Source organism: Pseudomonas sp. OF001 (assembly GCF_904426495.1).
Taxonomy (GTDB): Bacteria; Pseudomonadota; Gammaproteobacteria; order Pseudomonadales; family Pseudomonadaceae; genus Geopseudomonas.
In genome coordinates, this window is sequence record NZ_CAJGBM010000018.1 from 45,701 (window position 1) to 66,336 (window position 20,636).

At 68.8% G+C, this 20,636-nt stretch carries 17 protein-coding genes; 14 read left to right on the top strand and 3 right to left on the bottom strand.

The features are described from left to right. Positions 1-105: 105 nt before the first annotated feature. The 3 genes from acnB to RA210_RS12195 all read left to right on the top strand — a co-directional run bounded on the left by acnB (position 106) and on the right by RA210_RS12195 (position 4,734). Positions 106-2,715 carry a bifunctional aconitate hydratase 2/2-methylisocitrate dehydratase gene (gene acnB / locus RA210_RS12185; protein ID WP_201486630.1) on the top strand — a complete coding sequence of 870 codons (2,610 nt, stop codon included), beginning with the start codon at positions 106-108 and terminating at the stop codon, positions 2,713-2,715. Between the two features lie 211 nt (positions 2,716-2,926). Next, complete coding sequence (locus tag RA210_RS12190; RefSeq protein ID WP_201486631.1) at positions 2,927-4,138, top strand: CmpA/NrtA family ABC transporter substrate-binding protein; 1,212 nt, start codon at positions 2,927-2,929, stop codon at positions 4,136-4,138. A gap of 17 nt (positions 4,139-4,155) precedes the next feature. After that, positions 4,156-4,734, top strand: coding sequence for an ANTAR domain-containing response regulator (locus RA210_RS12195; protein WP_201486632.1), 579 nt, complete (start codon positions 4,156-4,158; stop codon positions 4,732-4,734). 107 nt (positions 4,735-4,841) lie between these two features. Here the strand turns inward: RA210_RS12195 and RA210_RS12200 are convergent, their stop codons facing one another. After that, positions 4,842-5,141, bottom strand: a complete 300-nt coding sequence (locus RA210_RS12200; RefSeq protein WP_201486633.1) for a hypothetical protein — start codon at positions 5,139-5,141, stop codon at positions 4,842-4,844. A 204-nt stretch (positions 5,142-5,345) separates the two neighbouring features. Here RA210_RS12200 and alaC point away from each other — a divergent pair, with 204 nt between their 5' ends. After that, entirely contained in the window at positions 5,346-6,572 is a 1,227-nt protein-coding gene (alaC, locus tag RA210_RS12205; RefSeq protein WP_201486634.1) for an alanine transaminase, read from the top strand. Positions 6,573-6,662: 90 nt separating this feature from the next. Here the strand turns inward: alaC and RA210_RS12210 are convergent, their stop codons facing one another. Next, complete coding sequence (locus RA210_RS12210) at positions 6,663-7,586, bottom strand: 1-phosphofructokinase family hexose kinase (RefSeq protein ID WP_201486635.1); 924 nt, start codon at positions 7,584-7,586, stop codon at positions 6,663-6,665. 447 nt (positions 7,587-8,033) lie between these two features. Between RA210_RS12210 and RA210_RS12215 the strand changes: the two genes are divergently transcribed. The 6 genes from RA210_RS12215 to RA210_RS12240 all read left to right on the top strand — a co-directional run bounded on the left by RA210_RS12215 (position 8,034) and on the right by RA210_RS12240 (position 15,321). Next, on the top strand, positions 8,034-9,407 hold the full coding sequence (locus tag RA210_RS12215; protein WP_201486636.1) for a CmpA/NrtA family ABC transporter substrate-binding protein: 1,374 nt from the start codon (positions 8,034-8,036) through the stop codon (positions 9,405-9,407). Between the two features lie 59 nt (positions 9,408-9,466). After that, on the top strand, positions 9,467-10,459 hold the full coding sequence (locus RA210_RS12220; protein ID WP_136490988.1) for an ABC transporter permease: 993 nt from the start codon (positions 9,467-9,469) through the stop codon (positions 10,457-10,459). A gap of 23 nt (positions 10,460-10,482) precedes the next feature. Beyond that, positions 10,483-11,277 (top strand): ABC transporter ATP-binding protein, encoded by a 795-nt coding sequence (locus tag RA210_RS12225; RefSeq protein WP_201486637.1) that lies wholly within the window; start codon positions 10,483-10,485, stop codon positions 11,275-11,277. A gap of 120 nt (positions 11,278-11,397) precedes the next feature. After that, positions 11,398-11,880 (top strand): cytochrome C, encoded by a 483-nt coding sequence (locus tag RA210_RS12230; RefSeq protein ID WP_201486638.1) that lies wholly within the window; start codon positions 11,398-11,400, stop codon positions 11,878-11,880. 429 nt (positions 11,881-12,309) lie between these two features. Next, positions 12,310-13,521 carry a nitrate/nitrite transporter gene (locus RA210_RS12235; RefSeq protein ID WP_136490985.1) on the top strand — a complete coding sequence of 404 codons (1,212 nt, stop codon included), beginning with the start codon at positions 12,310-12,312 and terminating at the stop codon, positions 13,519-13,521. Between the two features lie 129 nt (positions 13,522-13,650). After that, complete coding sequence (locus tag RA210_RS12240; RefSeq protein WP_136490984.1) at positions 13,651-15,321, top strand: bifunctional protein-serine/threonine kinase/phosphatase; 1,671 nt, start codon at positions 13,651-13,653, stop codon at positions 15,319-15,321. A gap of 52 nt (positions 15,322-15,373) precedes the next feature. Here the strand turns inward: RA210_RS12240 and RA210_RS12245 are convergent, their stop codons facing one another. Then, positions 15,374-16,273: a LysR substrate-binding domain-containing protein gene (locus RA210_RS12245; RefSeq protein ID WP_136490983.1), complete on the bottom strand. Its 900-nt coding sequence runs from the start codon at positions 16,271-16,273 to the stop codon at positions 15,374-15,376. 129 nt (positions 16,274-16,402) lie between these two features. On the opposite strand from RA210_RS12245, the gene RA210_RS12250 reads away from it, so the two are divergent. The 4 genes from RA210_RS12250 to RA210_RS12265 all read left to right on the top strand — a co-directional run. Beyond that, positions 16,403-17,572: a 2-aminoethylphosphonate--pyruvate transaminase gene (locus RA210_RS12250; RefSeq protein WP_136490982.1), complete on the top strand. Its 1,170-nt coding sequence runs from the start codon at positions 16,403-16,405 to the stop codon at positions 17,570-17,572. 173 nt (positions 17,573-17,745) lie between these two features. Next, a complete protein-coding gene (locus tag RA210_RS12255; RefSeq protein WP_136490981.1) occupies positions 17,746-19,062 on the top strand; it encodes an MFS transporter in 1,317 nt (438 codons plus the stop codon). Between the two features lie 41 nt (positions 19,063-19,103). After that, positions 19,104-19,931, top strand: a complete 828-nt coding sequence (phnX, locus tag RA210_RS12260; protein WP_136490980.1) for a phosphonoacetaldehyde hydrolase — start codon at positions 19,104-19,106, stop codon at positions 19,929-19,931. Between the two features lie 65 nt (positions 19,932-19,996). Beyond that, a partial coding sequence (locus tag RA210_RS12265) for an aldehyde dehydrogenase family protein (protein ID WP_201486639.1) occupies positions 19,997-20,636 on the top strand: 640 nt, incomplete at its 3' end.

Genomic DNA, 20,636 nt, shown 5'->3' on the forward strand with positions numbered 1-20,636 from the left:
GTTCACCACCTCATCCTCGTCACAGTCGCCGGCGTAAAACTTTGAAAACAGCTTCTGGACGAGAGTCCCGGACTCCCGCATGGGACCACTGATGAGGGTAATACTGTGCTTGAAGCCTACCGCAAACACGTAGAAGAGCGTGCCGCCCTGGGCGTCGTGCCCCAGCCGCTGAACGCCGAGCAGACCGCTGCTCTGGTCGAGCTGCTGAAGAATCCGCCGGCTGGCGAAGAAGAATTCCTGGTTGACCTGATCACCAACCGCGTTCCCGCTGGCGTGGACGAAGCCGCCTACGTCAAGGCCGGCTTCCTGACCGCGCTGGCCAAGGGCGAAGCCACCTCCCCGCTGCTGAGCAAGACCCGCGCCGTCGAGCTGCTGGGCACCATGCAGGGCGGCTACAACATCGCTACCCTGGTCGAGCTGCTGGACAACGCCGAGCTGGCCAACGCCGCCGCCGAACAGCTCAAGCACACCCTGCTGATGTTCGATGCCTTCCACGACGTCGCCGAGCGCGCCAAGAAGGGCAACGAAGCCGCCAAGGGCGTGATGGCCTCCTGGGCCGAAGGCGAGTGGTTCACCAGCCGCCCGGCGCTGGCCGAGAAGATCTCCCTGACCGTATTCAAGGTCACCGGCGAAACCAACACCGACGACCTGTCCCCCGCTCCGGACGCCTGGTCGCGCCCCGACATCCCGCTGCACGCCCTGGCCATGCTGAAGATGGCCCGCGACGGCATCAACCCGGACGTTCCGGGCTCGGTCGGCCCGATCAAGCAGATGGAAGAGCTGAAGGCCAAGGGCTTCCCGGTCGCCTACGTCGGCGACGTGGTCGGCACCGGCTCCTCGCGCAAGTCCGCCACCAACTCCGTGCTGTGGTTCTTCGGTGACGACATCCCGAACGTGCCGAACAAGCGCGCCGGCGGCTTCTGCTTCGGCACCAAGATCGCCCCGATCTTCTACAACACCATGGAAGACGCCGGTGCCCTGCCGATCGAATTCGACTGCACCAACCTGGCCATGGGCGACGTCATCGACGTCTACCCGTACGCCGGCAAGGTCTGCAAGCATGGCACCGAAGAAGTCATCACCACCTTCGAACTGAAGACCGAAGTGCTGCTGGACGAAGTCCGCGCCGGCGGCCGCATCCCGCTGATCATCGGCCGTGGCCTGACCGAGAAGGCCCGTGCCGAGCTGGGCCTGGCGCCGTCCACCCTGTTCAAGAAGCCGGTCGCTCCGGCCGACAGCGGCAAGGGCTTCACCCTCGCCCAGAAGATGGTCGGCCGCGCCTGCGGTCTGCCGGAAGGCCAGGGCGTGCGTCCGGGCACCTACTGCGAGCCGAAGATGACCACCGTCGGCTCCCAGGACACCACCGGCCCGATGACCCGCGACGAGCTGAAGGACCTGGCTTGCCTGGGCTTCTCCGCCGACCTGGTGATGCAGTCCTTCTGCCACACCGCCGCCTATCCGAAGCCGATCGACGTCAACACCCACCACACCCTGCCGGACTTCATCATGAACCGCAGCGGCGTGTCCCTGCGTCCGGGCGACGGCATCATCCACAGCTGGCTGAACCGCATGCTGCTGCCGGACACCGTCGGTACCGGTGGTGACTCGCACACCCGCTTCCCGATCGGCATCTCCTTCCCGGCCGGTTCCGGCCTGGTCGCCTTCGCCGCCGCCACCGGCGTGATGCCGCTGGACATGCCGGAATCCGTGCTGGTGCGCTTCAAGGGCAAGATGCAGCCGGGTATCACCCTGCGTGACCTGGTGCATGCCATCCCCTACTACGCGATTCAGGCTGGCCTGCTGACCGTCGAGAAGAAGGGCAAGAAGAACATCTTCTCCGGCCGCATCCTCGAGATCGAAGGTCTGGAAGGTCTGACCGTCGAGCAGGCGTTCGAGCTGTCCGACGCCTCCGCCGAGCGTTCGGCTGCCGGTTGCACCATCAAGCTGCCGGAAGACGCCATCGCCGAGTACCTGAAGTCGAACATCACCATGCTGCGCTGGATGATCGGCGAAGGCTACGGCGATGCCCGCACCCTGGAGCGTCGCGCCCAGGCCATGGAAGCCTGGCTGGCCGATCCGCAGCTGCTGTCCGCCGATGCCGACGCCGAATACGCCGCCGTCATCGAGATCGACCTGGCCGAGATCAAGGAGCCGGTTCTCTGCGCTCCGAACGACCCGGACGACGCTCGCCTGCTGTCCACCGTTGCCGGTCAGAAGATCGACGAGGTGTTCATCGGCTCCTGCATGACCAACATCGGTCACTTCCGCGCTGCCGGCAAACTGCTGGACAAGGTCAAGGGTGGCATTCCGACCCGTCTGTGGCTGGCTCCGCCGACCAAGATGGACGCCCACCAGCTGACCGAGGAAGGCTACTACGGCATCTACGGCAAGGCTGGCGCGCGCATGGAAATGCCGGGCTGCTCGCTGTGCATGGGTAACCAGGCGCGCGTACAGACCGGCTCCACCGTGGTTTCCACCTCGACCCGTAACTTCCCGAACCGCCTGGGCGACGCTACCAACGTGTTCCTGGCTTCTGCTGAGCTGGCGGCTGTCGCCTCCATCCTCGGCAAGCTGCCGACCGTCGAGGAGTACATGGAATACGCGAAGAACATCGACAGCATGGCTGCCGACGTCTACCGCTACCTGTCCTTCGACCAGATGGCCGAGTACCGCGATGCTGCGGCCAAGGCCAACATCCCGGTGCTGCAGGCCTGAGCCCGGTAAGCGCTAGATCGCTGTAGGAAGAAGCCCCGCCCCGTGCGGGGCTTTTTCTTTTCTACCCGCCATGTGGCACAGCGCTTGCTTCGTCGTGACCATCCGAACGCTCCAACGGCGGAGCCGTTCCCCGACAATGGCGTCGTACCCGACTGTCGCCCAGAGCGATGGCCGGTACGGCGCTTTTTTGTGCAGCGATGGAACACACGCGATGACCGACCACCACGCAACGCCACGCCCCGACGCCCTGGCCTGGGTCGCCGGCTCCGATGCCCCGGAAAAGAACGTCCTCGAACTCGGCTTCATGGCCCTGGCCGACTCGGCGCCGCTGATCGTCGCCGCCACCCAGGGCTTCGCCCAGCCCTACGGCCTGACCCTCAACCTGCGCCGCCAGGCCTCCTGGGCCGGCCTGCGCGACAAGCTGCTCGGCGGCGAACTGGATGCCGCGCAGATGCTCTACGGCCAGGTCTACGGCATCCACCTCGGCCTCGGCAGCCCGATCACGCCCATGGCCATCCTCATGGGCCTGAACCAGAACGGCCAGTCGATCACCCTGAGCCAGGCCCTGCGCGCGGCCGGCGTGACCGACGGCGAGGCGCTGCGCGCACGCACGCACCAGGGCGGTGCACGCCTGACCCTCGCCCACACCTTCCCCACCGGCACCCACGCCCTGTGGCTGTACTACTGGCTAGCCAGCCACGGCATCCATCCCCTCGCCGACGTGCACAGCGTGGTGGTGCCGCCGGCGCAGATGGTCACCCACCTGCGCGCCGGGCGCATCGACGGCTTCTGCGCCGGCGACCCCTGGGGCGCCCACGCGGTGGACGAGAACCTCGGCTTCACCGTCGCCACCAGCCAGTCGATCTGGCCGGACCACCCGGAGAAGGTGCTCGGCGTCACCCGCACCTTCGCCGAGGAATGCCCCAACAGCGCCCGCGCCCTGACCATGGCCCTGCTCGAGGCCTGCCGCTTCATCGACGCCAGCGTGGAAAACCGCCGCAGCACCGCCCAGCTGCTCAGCGCCGCCGAATACGTCAACGCGCCGGTCGCCACCCTCGAGCCGCGCTTTCTCGGCCACTACCAGGACGGCCTCGGCCACGCCTGGCTGGACGCCCACCCGCTGCGCTTCTTCGCCGACGGCGCGGTGAACATGCCCTACCTGTCCGACGGCATCTGGTTCCTCACCCAGCTGCGCCGCTGGGGTCTGCTGCGCGACGATCCGCAGTACCATGAACTGGCCGGCCAGGTGCACCAGCTCGCGCTGTACCGCGAGGCCGCCGGCGCGCTGGGCATCGCCGTGCCGGCAGCCATGCGCCGCTCCACTCTGCAGGATGGCAGGGTCTGGGACGGCAGCGATCCGGCCGGCTACGCGCGCAGCTTCGACCTGCACGCACTGGCCGAACGCCAGAAGCTGGCCCTCTGATAGCGGGAGACATGTCCATGCTGCGCATCCTCCTGATCAACGACACCGCGAAGAAGGTCGGCCGCCTGAAGAGCGCGCTGAACGAAGCCGGCTTCGAGGTGATCGACGAGTCCGGGCTGACCGTCGACCTGCCGGCGCGGGTGGCCGCCGTGCGCCCCGACGTGATCCTGATCGACAGCGAATCGCCCGGCCGCGACGTCATGGAGCAGGTCTGCCTGCTCAGCCGCGACCAGCCGCACCCCATCGTCATGTTCACCGACGAGCACGACCCCGGCGTGATGCGTCAGGCCATCCGCTCCGGGGTCAGCGCCTACATCGTCGAGGGCATCCACGTCCAGCGCCTGCAGCCGATCCTCGACGTGGCCATGGCCCGCTTCGAGAGCGACCAGGCCCTGCGCGCCCAGCTCAACGCCCGCGACCAGCAGCTCGCCGAGCGCAAGCGCATCGAGCTGGCCAAGGGTCTGCTGATGAAGATGCGCCAGTGCAACGAAGAGGAGGCCTACACCCTGATGCGCCGCCAGGCGATGAGCAAGCAGCAGAAGCTGATCCAGGTGGCCGAGCAGATCATCTCGATGCACGAGATGCTCGGTAACTGACCTGCATCGCTCCGACAGCGGGTGCCCATGCTCCTGCGTGGGCACCCGGACCTGTCGCGATCCCGACACTGGCTGCCACGCTGGAGCAACAGGTACAACCTCCCTCCTCAGTCCAGGCCGAGAAACTTCAGCGTCGCCCGGTACAGCTTGCCCTCGCCGCAGACCAGCACCAGCGCGTCGCCCGACTTCGCCGAGCCGAGGATGTTGGTCAGGTCGCGGGTCAGCCGGAAGGGGTTGTCGAGCATCGCCACCTGCACGTCGCCGCCCTCCGGCAGGGCGCGGTCGGCGACCAGCCGGTCCGGATTGCGGGTCACCGTGATCCTGAGCGCCTTGCCGCCGAAACGGGTGTCGAGGAATTCGCTGCCGGCCGAGCGCTGCGCCCCGACCCTGAGGCTGACTGCCTTCATGAACTGCTCCGTGTCTGTGGGGAGACACAAGCGCAGCATTAACCGGGCCAGCTCCGTACCCCCCGCTTCGCGACAGGGCGTCGCACTTCGACCATTGCAGCGCTTGCAGGCAACGAGCGGCCGGCGTATGTTGCTCCGCGCAGGCCAGCGCACTGGCCAACGTCGCTCGGACGGTTCCGGGCGCTTACGTCTCTCGAGGAAATCATGGCCGAACACGGCAAGCGCCGCTTTGCGCGCATCGATCGTCTCCCCCCCTACGTCTTCAACATCACCGCCGAGCTGAAGATGGCCGCCCGCCGCCGTGGCGAGGACATCATCGACTTCAGCATGGGCAACCCCGACGGCGCCACCCCGCCGCACATCGTCGACAAGCTGGTGCAGGTCGCCCAGCGCGAAGACACCCACGGCTACTCCACCTCGCGCGGCATCCCGCGCCTGCGCCGCGCCATCTCGCGCTGGTACCAGGACCGCTACCAGGTCGACATCGACCCGGACAGCGAAGCCATAGTCACCATCGGCTCCAAGGAAGGCCTGGCGCACCTGATGCTGGCCACCCTCGACCACGGCGACACCGTGCTGGTGCCCAACCCCAGCTACCCGATCCACATCTACGGCGCGGTGATCGCCGGCGCCCAGGTGCGCTCGGTGCCGCTGGTGCCCGGCGTCGACTTCTTCGCCGAGCTGGAGCGGGCGATCCGCGAGGCGATTCCCAAGCCGAAGATGATGATCATCGGCTTCCCCTCCAACCCCACTGCTCAGTGCGTGGAGCTGGACTTCTTCGAGCGCGTGGTGGCGCTGGCCAAGCAGCACGACATCCTCGTGGTGCACGACCTGGCCTACGCCGACATCGTCTACGACGGCTGGAAGGCGCCGTCGATCATGCAGGTGCCGGGCGCCAAGGACGTCGCCGTGGAGTTCTTCACCCTGTCCAAGAGCTACAACATGGCCGGCTGGCGCATCGGCTTTATGGTCGGCAATCAAGAACTCGTGAGCGCCCTGGCGCGGATCAAGAGCTACCACGACTACGGCACCTTCACCCCGCTGCAGGTAGCCGCCATCGCCGCCCTGGAAGGCGACCAGCAGTGCGTGCACGAGATCGCCGAGAAGTACCGCGAGCGGCGCAACGTGCTGGTCAAGGGCCTGCACGAGATCGGCTGGATGGTCGAGAAGCCCAAGGCGTCGATGTACATCTGGGCGAAAATCCCCGAGGCCTACGCCCATCTCGGCTCGCTGGAGTTCGCCAAGAAGCTGCTGGCCGAGGCCAAGGTGTGCGTTTCCCCCGGCGTCGGCTTCGGCGACTACGGCGACGACCACGTGCGCTTCGCGCTGATCGAGAACCTCGACCGCACCCGCCAGGCGATCCGCGGCATCAAGGCGATGTTCCGCGCCGACGGCCTGCTGCCGGCGAAGGCAGCCAAGGGCGACAGCTGATCCTCGGGTAGGATGGGAAACTGCCGAAGGCATTTCCCACCCTGGAGCCGGCCACGGTGGACAAGGCTGCGCCGTTGTCCACCCTACATCTCACCCCCGGTACAACCGCTCGACATCCTCCGCCCGGCACAGCTCGGTGCCCGGGCGCAGGATGGTCGCCGAGCCGGCGGCGATGCCGTAGCGCACCGCATCCGTCAGGCTCCAGCCGCGACTCAGGGCCAGCACCATGGCGCCGACCATGCTGTCGCCGGCACCCACCGCGCTGCACACCGGCACGTCCAGCGGCGCGAAGCGCTCGATGCCCTCCTTGCTGGCCAGCACCGCCCCCTCGCCACCCAGCGACAGCACGATGACCTCCGCCACGCCACGCCCGATCAGCTCGCGCAGCGCCGCTTCCTGCGCCGCCGCGCCCTCCACCTTGCCGCCCATCAGGGTGGCCAGCTCGCTGAGGCTCGGCTTGAGCAGGTGGATGCCGCCGCGTCCGGCGGCGTAGGCGAGCGCCTCGCCCGAGCAGTCGAGCACCAGCCGCGCCTTGATGCGCCGCGCCAGCGCGGCCACTGCGTCGAAGTAAGCCAGCGCCACGCCGGGCGGGAAGCTGCCGCTGAGGACGATGAACTCTGGCGCGGGATCAAGCGCGGCGATGGCGTCCAGGCAGGCCTGCTGTTCGGCCGCCGACAGTTCCGGGCCCGGCAGCACGAAGCGGAACTGCCGGCCGGTGGCGGTCTCGTCGACGGTGAAGCTCTCGCGGGTATCGCCGGCGATCGGCACGCGCAGCTGCGGCAGCGCCAGAGCGGCGAGGATGCGCTCGAGCATGTCGCCGAACGGCCCGCCGGCCGGATAGACCGCCACGACGTCGCCGCCGAGCTCGGCGACCACCCGCGCCACGTTGATGCCGCCGCCGCCCGGATCGTAGCTCGGCAGGCTGCAGCGCAGCTTGCGGGTCGGCTCGACCTGGGCGGTGGCGGTGGACAGGTCCATCGCCGGGTTGAGGGTCAGGGTGGCAATGCGCGGCATCGGAGGCTCCAGACTGGCCCGCCGCAGCGGGATAGCGGGTTCGTGTTGCCCCCTATTCTGCCCCAGGCGGTGGCACGCGCGCCGCAAAAGGCAGCGTTCCGCCACCCGCCGCTGAACCAAAACGGCCCTCGCTCCGCCCGCGCTGCACAGCCCTGGCCTGGACCTCTGGCGCAGGGAGCCGCCGCGCCGACTGCACACCCAAGGGCAATCCATTGATTTTCCTGAAGATCCCCTGGACCGCCGGACGCCGGATCAGGCATTCACGCGCCGCCCCGCAGGCCGCGACAAAACTGGCAAGCCCCTTGCAGGAGTGAACGTACATCCGTCTTCGGATCGCCAACGGCGGTGATCGGGACGAACTGACAAAGACGTCAAAAGCCAGCTGATCCCTGCAGGATCGGCGCGCTTGCGACGTCTTTTTTCGTTTCTGACCTTTGGGAAATCGCCATGCACATTCGCAGTCACCGTCGTTTCTTCAAGCATGCCCTCGCCGCCGCTGCCCTGCTGCTCGCCCCGCTGGCCAGCTCCGTCGCCCTGGCCGCCGATCCGGAGAAGGAAGAACTCAAGCTCGGCTTCATCAAGCTCACCGACATGGCCCCGCTGGCCATCGCCTACGAGAAGGGCTTCTTCGAGGACGAAGGCCTGTACGTCACCCTCGAGGCACAGGCCAACTGGAAGGTGCTGCTCGACCGGGTGATCACCGGCGAGCTGGACGGCGCGCACATGCTGGCCGGCCAGCCGCTGGGCGCCACCATCGGCTTCGGCACCAAGGCCGAGGTGGTCACCGCCTTCTCCATGGACCTCAACGGCAACGGCATCACCGTGTCCAACGCCGTATGGGAGGAGATGAAAAAGCACGTGCCGATGCAGGACGGCAAGCCGGTGCACCCGATCAAGGCCGACGCGCTCAAGCCGGTGATCGAGCAGTACAAGGCCCAGGGCAAGCCGTTCAACCTCGGCATGGTGTTCCCGGTCTCCACCCACAACTACGAGCTGCGCTACTGGCTGGCCGCCGGCGGTATCAACCCCGGCTACTACGCTCCCGCCAAGGGCGACATCACCGGCACCATCAGCGCCGACGCCCTGCTCTCGGTGACCCCGCCGCCGCAGATGCCGGCCACCCTCGAGGCCGGCACCATCAGCGGCTACAGCGTGGGCGAGCCGTGGAACCAACAGGCGGTATTCAAGGGCATCGGCGTGCCGGTGATCACCGACTACGAGATCTGGAAGAACAACCCGGAGAAGGTCCTCGGCGTGTCCAAGGCCTGGGCCGACGCCAACCCGGAAACCCACAAGCGCCTGGTCAAGGCGCTGATCCGCGCCGCCATGTGGCTGGACGAGAACGACAACGCCAACCGCGCCGAGGCGGTGCAGATCCTCGCCCGCCCCGAGTACGTCGGCGCCGACGCCAAGGTGATCGCCAACTCGATGACCGGCACCTTCGAGTACGAGAAGGGCGACAAGCGCGAAGTCCCGGACTTCAACGTGTTCTTCCGCTACAACGCCACCTTCCCCTACTACTCCGACGCCATCTGGTACCTGACCCAGATGCGCCGCTGGGGCCAGATCGCCGAGAACCAGCCGGACAGCTGGTACTTCGAGACCGCCCGGAAGGTCTACCAGCCGCAGACCTACCAGGCGGCCGCCGCCGAACTGGTCGCCGAGGGCAAGGCCGCGGCTTCCGACTTCCCGCCGGCCGGCGAGGAAGGCTTCCGCGCGCCGAGCAGCGACTTCATCGACGGCCTCACCTATGACGGGCGCAAGCCGAACGCGTACATCGAGCAGTTCAAGATCGGCCTTAAGGCCGACTCCGCGCTGTGATGCCCGATCCGTCCCGGGAGCCGGCCACGCCGGCTCCCCTCAGCCCCGAGGACCAGACGATGAGCAATCCCGCCGTCGCCAAACCGATCCAGGACACCATCAAGTCCGCCCACAAGGCCGCGCTGATCCAGCGCTGGATGCCCGCCCTGCTGCTGCCCGCCGCCGGCATCCTGGCCTTCCTGCTGTTCTGGCAGGTCGTCGCCGGCAGCATCGACACCAGCCTGGGCAAGTTCCCCGGCCCGACCCAGGTGGTCGGCCAGTTCACCAGCCTGGTGCAGGAGCATGTCGCCGAGCAGCGCAAGGCCGACGACTTCTACGCCCGCCAGGAAGCGCGCAATGCCGAGCGGCTGGCCAAGGACCCCGACGCCAAGGTGAGCGTGCGCCCGTACACCGGCAAGCCGACCTTCTTCAAGCAGATCCTCACCAGCCTGTACACGGTGATGACCGGCTTCGCCCTCGCCTCGCTGCTGGCCATCCCGCTGGGCATCGTCTGCGGCCTGAGCAAGCCGATCTACAGCGCCATCAACCCGCTGATCCAGGTGTTCAAGCCGGTGTCGCCGCTGGCCTGGCTGCCGCTGGTGACCATGGTGGTCAGCGCCGTGTACACCAGCGCCGACCCGCTGCTGGCCAAGTCCTTCGTCACCTCGGCCTTCACCGTGGCGCTGTGCTGCCTGTGGCCGACGGTGATCAACACCACGGTCGGCGTCGCCAACCTGGACAAGGACCTGCTCAACGTCAGCCGCGTGCTCAGCCTGTCGCCGCTCGACCACGTGCGCCGCATCGTGCTGCCCGCCGCCATCCCGATGATCTTCACCGGCCTGCGCCTGTCGCTGGCCACCGGCTGGATGGTGCTGATCGCCGCCGAGATGCTGGCGCAGAACCCGGGCCTGGGCAAATTCATCTGGGACGAGTTCCAGAACGGCAGCTCCAACTCCCTCGGCCGCATCATGGTCGCCGTGCTGACCATCGGCCTGATCGGCTTCGTCCTCGACCGTCTCATGCTCGGCCTGCAACGCCGCGTCAGCTGGGACAAGAACGCCGACCTGCGCTAAGCGCCCTTCATCAGGAGTCCGCCATGAACAACGCACACCTCGAACTGACCGGCGTCGGCATCAGCTTCCCCACCGACAAGGGCCTGTTCTGCGCCCTCTCGAACGTCAACCTGAAGATCGCGAGGGGCGAATTCGTCTCGCTGATCGGCCACTCCGGCTGCGGCAAGTCCACCGTGCTCAACATCGTCGCCGGCCTCTACCAGGCCAGCACCGGCGGGGTGATCCTCGACGGCAAGGAGGTCAACGCCCCCGGCCCGGAGCGCGCGGTGGTGTTCCAGAACCACAGCCTGCTGCCCTGGCTGACCTGCTACCAGAACATCGAACTGGCCGTGCAGCAGGTGTTCAAGGGCAAGAAGGGCAAGGCGGAGATGCGCGAGTGGATCGAGTACAACCTCGACCTGGTGCACATGACCCACGCCCGCGACAAGCGCCCCAGCGAGATTTCCGGCGGCATGAAGCAGCGCATCGGCATCGGCCGCGCGCTGGCCATGCAGCCCAAGGTGCTGCTGATGGACGAGCCGTTCGGCGCCCTCGACGCCCTGACCCGCGCCCACCTGCAGGACTCGCTGATGGAGATCCACGCCGACCTCGGCAACACGGTGATCATGATCACCCACGACGTCGACGAGGCGGTGCTGCTCTCCGACCGCATCGTGATGATGAGCAACGGCCCGGCGGCCACCGTCGGCGACATCCTCCAGGTCGACCTGGCGCGCCCGCGCGAGCGCATGGCACTGGCCCACGATCCGCGCTACCACGAGTACCGCGCCGCGGTGCTGGAGTTCCTCTACCAGCGCCAGAAGCGCCCGGCCGCCTGACACCCGTCCTGCCGCATGCGCCTGGCCGCAACCGCTGATCGGCCAGACGCATGCAAGGGCGGCTGGTCGATGGCATCGCGCTATACCTGTTGAAGCGGCCAGCCTCGACAGGAGATCTCCATGCTGCCCTTGCGTACCCTGCTCCCCGCCGTTCTGCTGGCGGCCCTTCCCCTCCTTCAGGCCCATGCCGACGAGCACCTGATCGAGCGCGGTCGCTATCTGGTGCAGATCTCCGGCTGCAACGACTGCCATACCTCCGGCTACCTGATGGCGCCGGGCAAGGTCGCCGAGACCGACTGGCTCAAGGGCGACAACCTCGGCTGGTACGGCCCCTGGGGCACCACCTATCCCAGCAACCTGCGCCTGGTGCTGCCCAGGCTCAGCGAAAGCCAGTGGCTGGCCCTGGCGCGCCAGGCCAACTATCGCCCGCCGATGCCCAACCAGACCCTGCACCACATGACCGACGAGGACCTGCGCGCCATCTACCAGCTGGTCAAGCACCTCGGCCCGGCCGGCGAGCCGGCGCCGATGGCCCTGCCGCCCGGCGACATGCCGGAGGGGCCGGTGGTGATGTTCCCCATGCCGCCGGCCGCCAGCAAATAGCCGGCAGCCCGCCGGACGCCCCGTGGCGGCGCACGATGCGCCGCCACGCCCTCTTTTGAATCACGCCCGACTCCTCTGGTGAACCCCAGACGGCCATTTTCCAAGCCCTCGGCACATTGGCACAGCTCTTGCTGAAGCTCTGGCAACGGCAGCCAATGGCGGCTGCCGCACTGACGACAAAGGCGTCGCATCACCCAGCCCCGGCTGGCGTGCTGCGACGCCTTTTTCGTTTCACGCCCCAATGCCCGGGGCGGGCCGCTGCCGCGTGATCCGCGCAGCGGCCCAGTGACCCTTTCCCCCAGCGGTGGCTCTGCCACCAGCGCCCGGCCACAAGCCCGGCGTTATCCGGGGGACTGGCGCGGCCTGCCGACCAGGCTCGCTTGCGCGCCAGCCCCCGGTCTTTTGCGAACTTTGGATCCGAGGTGTCAGATGAACACGAGTTTCTGGAAAGCCGGCCACACGCCAACCCTGTTCGCCGCATTTCTCTATTTCGACCTGAGCTTCATGGTCTGGTACGTGCTCGGCCCGCTGGGCGTGCAGATCGCCGCCGACCTCGGCCTGACCACCCAGCAACGGGCGATGATGGTCGCCACGCCGATCCTCGCCGGCGCCGTGCTGCGCTTCCTGATGGGCCTGTTCGCCGACCGCACCTCGCCGAAGACCGCCGGCCTGGTCGGCCAGGCGATCGTCATCGCCGCCCTCGCCGTGGCCTGGCTGCACGGCGTGCACAGCTACCAGCAGGCGCTGCTGCTCGGCCTGTTCCTCGGCTTCGCCGGCGCTTCCTTCGCCGTCGCCCTGCCGCTGGCCTCGCAGTGGTACCCGGCGCAGCACCAGGGCAAGGCCATGGGCATCGCCGGCGCCGGCAACTCCGGCACCGTGCTCGCCGCGCTGTTCGCCCCGCTGCTGGCCAGCGCCTTCGGCTGGAACAACGTGTTCGGCCTGGCGCTGATCCCGCTGGTGCTGACCCTGATCATCTTCGCCGCCGTGGCGAAGAACGCCCCCGAGCGGCCCAAGCCCAAGGCGCTCGGCGACTACCTGAAGGCGCTCACCGACCGCGACAGCTGGTGGTTCATGCTGTTCTACAGCGTCACCTTCGGCGGCTTCCTCGGCCTGGCCAGCACACTGCCCGGCTACTTCCACGACCAGTACGGCTTCGACCCGGTCAAGGCCGGCTACTACACCGCCGCCTGCGTGTTCGCCGGCAGCCTGCTGCGCCCGCTGGGCGGCGCCCTGGCCGACCGCATCGGCGGCATCCGCACCCTGCTGGTGATGTACACCGTGGCCTCGCTGTGCATCGCCGCGGTCGGCTTCAACCTGCCCAGCTCGACCGCCGCGCTGGCGCTGTTCGTGGTCGCCATGCTCAGCCTGGGCGCCGGCAACGGCGCGGTGTTCCAGCTGGTGCCGCAGCGCTTCCGCCAGACCATCGGCGTGATGACCGGGCTGATCGGCATGGCCGGCGGCATCGGCGGCTTCGCCCTGACCGCGGGCCTGGGCGCGGTCAAGCAGTCCACCGGCGACTACCAGCTCGGCCTGTGGCTGTTCGCCGCCCTCGGCGTGGTCGCCTGGATCGGCCTGCACAGCGTCAAGCTGCGCTGGCGCACCACCTGGGGCTCGGCGGCGGTGACCGCGGCGCGGGTCTAGGACTGTATATGCGCTGCGCACCGGGACGCCCCTCTGGTGCGCGCGGCGCACCCTACTGACCTGCGTCACCCGTCGCATGCAGGGTGCGCCATGCGCACCATTGCGCCCCCAACCTGACAGGACCGTCCCATGCCCCTGCACCTGACCATCGGCGAAGCCAGCGCCACCGGCCCGCGAGCCGAGAACCAGGACGCCATCCGCGTGGTGACCCCGGCGCCGGCGCTGGCCGCCAGCAAGGGCCACCTGCTGGCCCTGGCCGACGGCGTCAGCCAGTGCGCCGACGGCGGTCTGGCCGCCCGCGCCACCCTGCAGGCGCTGGCGCTGGATTACTACGCCACCCCGGAAACCTGGCCGGTAGCGCAGTCGCTGGATCGCCTGCTGGTCGCCCACAACCGCTGGCTGCACAGCGCCGGCGGTGGCCAGCCGCTGCTCACCACCCTCACCGCCCTGGTGCTGCGCGGGCGGCGCTTCACCCTCGCCCACGTCGGCGACTGCCGCGCCTACCGCTGGCACGCCGGCAGGCTGCAGCGCCTGACCTGCGAGCACGTCTGGGAGCAGGAGGGCATGCAGCACGTGCTCAAGCGCGCCCTCGGCCTCGACCAGCACCTGGTGATGGACTACCTGGACGGCGACCTGCAGGCCGGCGAGACCTTCCTGCTGCTGTGCGACGGCATCTGGGCGACCCTCGACGACGGCGTGATCCGCGACATCCTCGCCACCGAGCGCGAGCCGCAGGCGATCGCCGATGCCCTGGTCGCCACCGCCCACCATGCCGGCAGCCAGGACAACGCCAGCGCCGTGGTGGTGCGCATCGACGAACTGCCGGAAGCCAGCCTGGCCGACGCCCTCGCCAGCCTGCCCGAGTGGCCGCTGCCGCCGCGCCTGCGCGACGGCCAGGACTTCGAGGGCTGGCGGGTCGAAGGCCTGCTCGCCGAGAGCCGCCAGTCGCTGCTGTACCGGGTGCGCGACGGCCAGGGCCGTCCCTGGCTGCTCAAGACCCTGCCGGGAAGCCGCAGCGATGAGCCCGGCGCCCAGCAGGCGCTGCTGCAGGAGGAATGGTTCCTGCGCCGGGTCGCCGGCCTCGGCTTCCCCGAGGTGCACGGCCTGCCGCAGCGCCAGCACCTGTACTTCGTCATGCGCGAGTACTCCGGGCAGACCCTGGCCGCCCGTCTGGAGCAGCAGGGGCCGCTGCCGCTGGCCGACTGGCTGCAGATCTCGCGCAGCCTGCTGCGCGCCCTCGGCCAGTTGCACCGGCGCAACATCCTGCACCGCGACATCAAGCCGGAGAACCTGCTGGTCGGCGACGGCGGCGAGCTGCTGCTGCTCGACTTCGGCCTCGCCTACTGCCCCGGCCTGTCCGCCGACGAGGCGCACAGCCTGCCCGGCACGCCCAGCTACATCGCTCCGGAAGCCTTCGCCGGCGCCGCGCCGGAGCCGCGCCAGGACCTGTTCGCCGCCGGCGTCTGCCTGTACCGCCTGCTCACCGGCCAGTATCCCTACGGCGAACTGGAGCCGTTCCAGCAGCCGCCCAACAAGGCGCCGACCACCGCCAGCCGCTACCGCCCGGACCTGCCGGCCTGGCTCGACGAGCTGCTGCTCAGGGCGCTGGCGAGCAATCCCGCCCAGCGCTTCGAGACCGCCGAGGAATGGCTGCTGGCCCTCGACCAGGGCGAGCGCCGCGCCCGCGACCTGCCCGCCCGCCCGCTGCTCGAACGCGAGCCGCTGAAGTTCTGGCGCGGCCTGGCGCTGGTTTCGCTGCTGGTCAACCTGATCCTGCTGGTGATGGCACTCAAGCCGTAGCCTGCCGCCCGGCCCGGGCCGGCCATTGCGTCCCGGCGCTTGGCCGGGCCGGTCACTGTTGCGCGGCGGCCCGCGGCGAACCGGCCAGCGCCTCGTCGACCATCTGCAGGAAGGTATCGATGATCCGCCGCGTACGCTGTTCGCGCAGGCACACCAGGGTTTCGGTCATCTGCCGCCGGCAGTCGCGGATCGGCAGCGCGTGCACCTGCGGGTGCTCGCCCAGCTCCGCCGCCGACACCACGCCCACCCCCATACCCGCCAGCACCAGCTCGCGCACCGCCTCGCGGCCCTCGACCTCGATGGCCGGGCGCAGGCGCAGGCCGGCCTGCTGCATCTCCTCCTCGAGCAGCTGGCGGGTCATCGAACCCTGCTCGCGCAGCACCATCGGCAGGTCGTCGAGGTCGGCCAGGACGATGTCGTGGCGCTGCGCCCACGGATGGCTGCGCGCGACGAAGGCCACCAGCGGGCCGCTGCTCAGGGTCTGGCACAGCAGGCGCGCGTCCTCCACCGGGCGGCCGAGCACCGCCAGGTCGGCGCGGTAGTCGAACAGGCGGCCGAGGGCCTCGTCGGTATTGCCGGTGACCAGGCTGATGCGGATGCCGGGGTAGCGCGCGTTGAAGCGGGCGATATAGGGCAGCACATGCACCGGCGAGTCCACCGCCAGGGTCAGCTGGCCGCTGCGCAGGGCGCGCGAGCTGGACAGCAGCTCCTCGGCCTCGCCCTCGGCGGCGAACAGCCGCTGGGTGATGGCCAGCAGGCGCTCGCCCAGCTCGCTGAGCTGCACCGAGCGCTTGGTGCGGTGGAACAGCTGCACCCCGTAGAGTTCCTCGAGCTTGCGCACCTGGTCGGAAATCGCCGGCTGGCTGAGGAACAGGCGCTCGGCCGCGCGGGTGAAGCCGCCGTGCACCGCCACCGCGTGGAAGGCCTTGAGCTGGGCATGGGAGATCGCCATCGGATTTCTCGCAGTAATAAGCTGTAGTTGTTTTTGAAATATCATAAAACGATTTTATTTATTAGTGCCGAATTGGTTTGATCGTCGCCAGGCAGTCACCCGCTGCGTCCTACCGAACAGGAGACGATCATGAGCAAAGCCGAATTCATCGCCACATCCCAGCCGCTGCCCGCGCCGGCGCTGGGCGAGCCCTACCTGCTCACCCCCGGCCCGCTGACCACCTCGCTGGCCACCAAGCAGGCCATGCTGCGCGACTGGGGTTCGTGGGACGGCGAGTTCAACCAGGTCACCGCCGAGATCCGCCGCGAGCTGGTGGCGATGGCCGGGGTGGCGGACGACAGCTACGTCTGCGTGCCCGTGCAGGGCAGCGGCACCTTCGCCGTCGAGGCGGCGCTGGCCGCCGCGGTGCCGCGCGACGGCAAGGCGCTGGTGCTGATGAACGGCGCCTACGGCAAGCGCGCGCGGCAGACCCTCGACTACCTCGGTCGCGCCCACGTCAGCCTGGACAAGGGCGACTACCTGCCGCCGCAGCCTGAGGAGGTCGACCAGCTGCTGCGCGACAACCCCGACGTCACCACGGTGTTCCTGGTCCACTGCGAGACCAGCTCGGGCATCCTCAATCCTCTGCGCGAGATCGCCGCGGTGGTCAAGGCGCACGGCAAGCTGCTGATGGTCGACGCCATGAGCTCGTTCGGCGCGGTGCCGCTGACCGTCGACGCCATCCCCTTCGACATCCTGGTGTCCTCGGCCAACAAGTGCATCGAGGGCATCCCCGGCTTCGGCTTCGTCATCGCCCGCCGCGATCTGCTCGAGCAGTCCAGGGGGCGCTTCCACTCGCTGAGCCTCGACCTGTTCGAGCAGTGGCAGTACATGGAGCGCAGCGGCCAGTGGCGCTTCACCCCGCCGACCCACAGCGTGGTGGCCTTCCGCGCCGCACTCGAGCAGCACCGCGCCGAGGGTGGCGTCGCCGGGCGCCTGGCGCGCTACTCGCGCAACCGCGACGTGCTGGTGGCCGGCATGCGCGCCCTGGGCTTCCGCACCCTGCTGGAGGACCGTTGGCTGTCGCCGATCATCACCACCTTCTTCTGCCCCGAGCACCCCAACTTCGAGTTCAAGCGCTTCTACGACGAGCTGAAACAGCGCCAGTTCATCATCTACCCCGGCAAGCTGACCCTCGCCGAGAGCTTCCGCATCGGCCACATCGGCCAGATCGACGAGGGCATCGTCCAGCAGTTGCTGCGCGCCATCGCCGAATCGCTGGCGGCCATGCAGGTGGACATCCGCGGCCCGGCCGCCTGAAACGCAGGCCGCCTGAACCGCAGGCCGCGAGCCCCGCTGGCTCGCGGCAGCCCACCCCACGGCGGCACGCGCGAGACCGATCGACGGTCCTTCGCACGTGGCGCCCGGCGCGATAACAAGAACGACTTCCAGCTTTGAACTGCCGATTCCTACAAGCAAAAGAGGCCAGATTCATGACGCAGCACGCGAGCGGTTCGTCCTTCCGATTGTTCAGCAGCGATCTCCAGCGCTGGCGCTGGCAGATCTTCGCCATCACCTGGCTGGCCTACGCCGCCTTCTACTTCACTCGCAAGGCCTTCTCGGTGGCCAAGCTCGGCATCGGCGAGGACCCCGATTTCAGCCTCGACAAGGCCGCCATGGCCAACCTCGACGCTCTGTACCTCGGCGCCTACGCCGTCGGCCAGTTCGTCTGGGGCGTGTTCGCCGACCGCTTCGGTACCCGCGTGGTGGTGTTCGGCGGCCTCTTGGTCTCGGCGCTGGCCGCCCTGCTGATGGGCACCTTCGCCACCCTGCCGATCTTCGCCACCTGCATGGTGGTGCAGGGCCTGGCGCAGTCCACCGGCTGGTCGGGGCTGTGCAAGAACATCGGCTGCTTCTTCGCCACCCGCGAGCGTGGCCGCGTGCTCGGCCTGTGGAGCAGCTGCTACGCCTTCGGCGGTCTGGTCGCCGCGCCCTTCACCGGCTGGTGGGCCTACCAGGCATTCGGCGACTGGCGCATGGCCTTCGTCTCCGGCGCAGCGGTGGTGGCAGTGGTCGCCGTGCTGTTCCTCTGGCTGCAGCGCAACCGCCCGCAGGACGTCGGCCTGCCGGCGGTGGAGGAGGAGCACGCCGCGGTGGGCGAGCACCCGGGCTTCTGGGAGTCGCTGCGCACCATCCTGCGCAACCGCACCGTGCTGGTGCTCGGCCTGGCCTACTTCCTGCTCAAGCCGGCGCGCTACGCGATCCTGTTCTGGGGGCCGGTGATGGTCTACGAGCGCATGCCGGAGCTGGGCAAGGTGGCCGCCGCGCTGGTGCCGTCGGCGTTCGAGGTCGCCGGCCTGGTCGGCCCGGTGCTGATCGGCCTGCTCTCCGACCGGCTGTTCGGCGCACGCCGCTTCCCGGCCTGCGTGCTCAGCCTGCTGGCCCTGGCAGTGGTGCTCGCCCTGTTCGTCCCGGCCATGCAGAGCGGCAGCGTGCTGCTGGTGGTCGGCCTGCTGTTCCTGATGGGCCTGACCCTGTACGGGCCGGACTCAATGATCAGCAGCTCGGCGGCCATCGACTACAGCAAGGGCGCCGCCGGCACCGCCTCGGGCTTCGTCAACGGCTGCGGCTCCACCGGCGCCATCCTCGGTGGCCTGCTGCCCGGCTACTTCGACACCGAAACCGTGTTCCTCTGCTTCACCGTCACCGCGCTGGTGGCCACCGTGCTGCTGATCCCGCACTGGAACAGCCGGCCGCAGGCCAGCGCCGAACCCGCCGCGGCCGGCAGCCCGCGCAAGGCCCTGGCCTGAGCCCCAATTCCTTTATCCGTCGTCATCCGGAGTAACCAGAAATGAACTATCAAGCACCCACCCAGCTGCAAGCCGCCATCCTCGACTGGGCCGGCACCGTGGTCGACTTCGGCTCCTTCGCGCCGACCCAGATCTTCGTCGAGGCGTTCGCCGAGTTCGGCATCGAGGTCAGCCTGGCCGAGGCGCGCGGGCCGATGGGCATGGGCAAGTGGGACCACATCCGCACCCTGTGCGACGTGCCTGAGATCGCCGAACGCTACCGGGCGCGCTTCGGCCGCCTGCCCAGCGACGCCGACGTCACCGCCATCTACGAGCGCTTCATGCCGCTGCAGATCGAGAAGATCGCCGAGCACTCGGCGCTGATCCCCGGTGCCCTGGAAGCCATCGCCGCGCTGCGCGGCAAGGGCCTGAAGATCGGCTCCTGCTCGGGCTACCCGGCGGTGGTGATGGACAAGGTGGTCAAGCTGGCCGCCAGCAACGGCTACCTCGCCGACCACGTGGTGGCCACCGACGAGGTGCCCAACGGCCGTCCGCACCCGGCCCAGGCGCTGGCCAACGTGATCGCCCTCGGCATCAGCGACGTCGCCGCCTGCGTCAAGGTCGACGACACCTGGCCGGGCATCCTCGAGGGGCGCAGCGCCGGCATGTGGACGGTGGCGCTGACCATGTCCGGCAACGCCCTCGGCCTGACCTACGCCGAGTACCAGGCGCTGCCGGAGGAGCGCCGCGCCGCCGAGCGGGCGCGCATCGCCCAGCTGTTCGAGGGCGCGCGCCCGCACTACCTGATCGACACCATCGCCGAGCTGCCGGCGGTGATCGACGACATCAACGCCCGCCTGCAGCGCGGCGAGACGCCGCAAGGCTGCTGATGCCGCTCCGGGGCCGCTGCGGCGGCCCCGGCCTTCGCCACAAGACCGACAACAGAGGCCGCCAGATGATCTATGCACAACCGGGCACCGCCGGTGCCATCGTTTCCTTCAAGCCGCGCTACGGCAACTACATCAACGGTGAGTTCGTCGCGCCGGTCAACGGCCGCTACTTCACCAACACCACGCCGATCACCGGCGAAGACATCGCCGAATTCCCGCGCTCCACCGCCGAAGACATCGAGCTGGCGCTGGACGCCGCCCACGCCGCCGCCGACGCCTGGGGCCGCACCGCGGTACAGGACCGCGCCAACATCCTGCTCAGAATCGCCGACCGCATCGAGCAGAACCTGGAAGTGCTCGCCGTCGCCGAGACCTGGGACAACGGCAAGGCCGTGCGCGAGACCCTGAATGCCGACGTGCCGCTGGCCGCCGACCACTTCCGCTACTTCGCCGGCTGCATCCGCGCCCAGGAAGGCAGCGCCGCCGAGATCAACGACACCACCGCCGCCTACCACTTCCACGAGCCGCTGGGCGTGGTCGGCCAGATCATTCCGTGGAACTTCCCGCTGCTGATGGCCGCCTGGAAGCTGGCCCCGGCGCTGGCCGCCGGCAACTGCATCGTGCTGAAGCCGGCCGAGCAGACTCCGCTGTCGATCACCGTGCTGCTGGAGATCATCGGCGACCTGCTGCCCAAGGGCGTGCTCA